Origin of the sequence: Streptomyces lacrimifluminis, assembly GCF_014646095.1 — a bacterium.
GTDB lineage: Bacteria > Actinomycetota > Actinomycetes > Streptomycetales > Streptomycetaceae > Streptomyces > Streptomyces lacrimifluminis.
In genome coordinates this window covers 1-3,426 of record NZ_BMMU01000088.1, presented here as the reverse complement: position 1 = coordinate 3,426, position 3,426 = coordinate 1, and the positions used below count along the sequence as shown (strand labels likewise).

General features: G+C 65.0%; 2 protein-coding genes. One reads left to right on the top strand and one right to left on the bottom strand.

The features are described 5' to 3' along the window. The first annotated feature begins 778 nt into the window (after positions 1-778). Positions 779-1,120, top strand: coding sequence for a hypothetical protein (locus IEY89_RS39905; protein WP_189152414.1), 342 nt, complete (start codon positions 779-781; stop codon positions 1,118-1,120). A gap of 369 nt (positions 1,121-1,489) precedes the next feature. Here the strand turns inward: IEY89_RS39905 and IEY89_RS39900 are convergent, their stop codons facing one another. After that, the gene (locus IEY89_RS39900) at positions 1,490-2,854 is read right to left on the bottom strand and encodes an IS1380 family transposase (protein WP_189152415.1); all 1,365 of its coding nucleotides are present in this window, start codon (positions 2,852-2,854) and stop codon (positions 1,490-1,492) included. Positions 2,855-3,426 lie beyond the last annotated feature (572 nt).

Genomic DNA, 3,426 nt, shown 5'->3' with positions numbered 1-3,426 from the left:
GGGGCTTCACCCATCTGTCAGGCCAACTGCCCAGCTGACGTGGGAGGTTGGAAAAGGCTCAGTGCCCCTTTTCGCGCGACCGGTTCCGCCAGGTCAACACCATGATCGACCGCCATGTGACGTACGTCACCAGTTAACTGAGCCGCTGGTGGGCCGTCCCGCGCATCGGGCACAATCGCCGCAGGTCGCGGGAGCTCGCTGAGGCGAAGCATTCCGCAGGAACTGAAGCCCGTAGGGCATAGAAACGAAGGTCGAAGTGACCGTATACGCTGGGTGCGTAATTCCGCAGGAACTGAAGCCCATAGGGCATAGAAACGGGTCTCATTACAGGCCTTGTAACTCTGTGATCCTGCGGTTCCGCCGGGGGCAAAGCCCGTAGGGCATAGAAACGTCGAGCAGTTTCCGATGACACCCACCCTCAGAGAGGCCGAATGGCGTTCCGCAGGAACTGAAGCCCGTAGGGCATAGAAATTCTTCACGGTCCAGCTTCTGCTTCCCGTAGACCGTGGATTCCCTCGGAGCTGAAGCCCGCCAGGGCATGTAATCGGTCTCATTATAGGGTGTGTAGTTCCTGCGAGATCTGAAGGTTCCGTCGGAGTCAAAGCCCGCAGGGTATAGAAACCAGCAGTTCTGGAACTCCGGGTTGCAGGGTTGGTCCGATTCTGCAGGAAGTAAAGCCTGTAGGGCATGAGAGCCAACTTGGTCGGAAATCCTTGGAAGGAAACGGTATGGCGGAGTTGCTGCATCGTGCCGCGTCCGAGGCCGCTCTGCTCGGTGCGTGGGTGAGGTGCAGGAGAACGATCTCGACGACGGAAAGGTCAATCCACGGGTCGCCGCGTACGCGGACGGTGTCCTCGGGCGGCTGGCCGCGCTCAGCCGGGCGTTGTGTGACGGTTCGTGGGAACGGTCACCTGTGTACGCGATGGAGATTGACAAGAGTTCGGGCGGGAAGCGGCTCCTCGCGCTGCCGGCCGTGGAAAATCGGATCATCGAAGGCCAGGAGCCCACTCCAGGGGGAAGGGTTCTGCCGGAAGTAAAGCCCGTAGGGCATAGAAACCCTTTGCGGGCTTCCATAATGTGCGAGACGTTCAAGACCTATTCCGCAAGACCTGAAGCCTGAGGGCATAGAAACTTACTTCCACTTCAGCGTGTTGCCGCTGTAGGCAAGCAGGGTTCCGCCGGAGCCAAAGCCCGTAGGGCATAGAAGCAGGAGGAACGGCGTCAGGACTCGGCGATGTTCTTCTTTCTCAAGAGCTAAAGCCCATAGGGCATGGAAACGGGTCCCACCCGGGGTGCATCTTGAACGGGTCGAGAGTTCCGCAGGAACTAACCTCGATCTTTCTTGACGGTCCGCCGACGGAGTCGGCGGACCGTTTCGCTTTCGGTGGCTGAGGATGGGCAGGCCGACAGCCCGAGTGTCGTGTCGGGTGGGCGCCGGGTTCCACTTTCCCGGTGTGGTGGTGCGGATCGTTGGGGTGGTCGGTGTGGGTCAGCGAGGGCTAGGCAAGGCATTGAGCAGGTCGATTGACCGGGTGATCTCGTCGGTCCAGGGCCATCGCGCAGTGAAGCGGAGACAGCGGCGGCGGCCGGTGCTCACGAGCTGGGCGGCGGCGGAGAACAGCCTCAGACGGAGCTTCTTGGGTTCCCAGCGGCGTGTGGCGCCGGTCAGGGCGAGCATCGGCATCCAAGCGAGGAGGTCGAGTGCGAGGGAGACGATCTCCAGCCAGATCCGGTTCTGTGCGGTGTCGTGCAGGGGCAGATTGCGCAGGCCGGTGTCGCGGGCGCCTCGGATGCGGTCCTCACAACGGGCCCGCCGTCGGTGACGCAGTTCGAGGTCGGCGAGCTGGCCGCCCTTGGTGTTGGTCGCGAAGCAGGTCAGCCGTAGCCCGTCAAGGTCGGTGAAGCGCAACTGGGCGCCGGGGTGCGGCCGTTCCTTGCGGACGACCAGCCGCATCCCCTTCGGCCACGTGCTCAGGTCGGGCATGTCGGTGATCTCCGCGACCCAGACGCCGGGCCGCTCGGTGCCGCCCGCGTCATAGGCCGGTGTCCACGCCGTCTTCGGAATCTTCAGGACAGCCTCGTGGAGGGCGTCGGTGATGGTCATTCCGACGGAATACGACAGCCACCGGCCGGGCCTGGAGAGCCAGTCGAGGAAGGCGTGGGTGCCGCCGGCGGAGTCAGTGCGGATCAACGTCTGCCGGCCCCGCCGTAGGTGTCGGGGCAGTTGAGCCAGGGCGAGCCGGGTGGCTTCGATGTGATCGGTGGCGGTGTTGGAGCCTGCGTTGCCGGGCCGCAGCAGGGCAGCCACCGGCTCTCCGGACCCGGCCTGGCCGTGGTCGACGAACGCCACCAGCGGGTGATGGCCGAAGGTCTTCTTCCAGGTCGCGGTGGCATCCTGCTTCTCAGAGTGCGCCAGGACCAGTACGCCGTCGATGTCCACGGTCACCTGGCCGTCGGCGGCCGGACTGTCCGCACCGGCCAACTCCCAGACCCGCGACCGTACTTCTGCCCGCGCCGACCGGATCGCGGTGAGTGTCTTCGGCCCGGCTGCGGCGAGAGGGTCGACGAGACGGGAGATCGGATCGGAGGCCACCGGGCCGAACACGTCGGGCTCGGCCCGCAGCATACCGACGTCGGCCAGGCAGTCGCCGCCAAGCGCGACGGCCAGGGCCACATCCAGCAGGATCTTGCCCGGATCGTGCACCGTTCGCGGCTTGCGCCACGGCGCCATTGCCGCCGATATCGCGGTGTCCAGGCCGGACGTGCGGACCGTCTCGACCAGCAGCACCGCGCCGGCCTGCGAGACCGTCCCGCGGCCACCGCCCTCGACGCGGACACGCGGGTACAACCCGATACTCTTACTCTCCTGGAAAGTGCCTCCGACGGGCGCGGGAACGAGGGCCTAGACAATCCTCATTCTCGCTGGGCAGGGGCATTTTCGGCTCTTCTGACCAGCCGTCGGACAACTGCTCAGGAGACTCCGCGAAGTTGGCTACGCGCATTCCATCACGCGATGGTGATGAGGCAAACGACCCTGACCGCACCCCGGGTCCCGTTCTTTAGCGCGCGGGCGACCTCATCACTGCGAGCATAGACGGACACGCGACGGCGACCGGGGAGTGCTCGGGGCAAGATCGTACGCCCGCTTCACCTGAGGGGTGCTCTTCTCCTCGCACCCAACCGGACCCCCGACAAGTCCCGATGCCGCTGGTCAGGAGTACTTCTCCCAGCTGTGATCAAGTCGCGGACCGCCCAGGACAACCGCTGCACGCCATCCGCCGGGCTGGGGCCACTCGCGCGGCTGCACCAGTGCCGCGGCGATCGTCTCCATGACCTCCTGGCGACCCTGCGGCGGCAGTTCCTGCAGTGAGCCTTTTCCAACCTCCCACGTCAGCTGGGCAGTTGGCCTGACAGATGGGTGAAGCC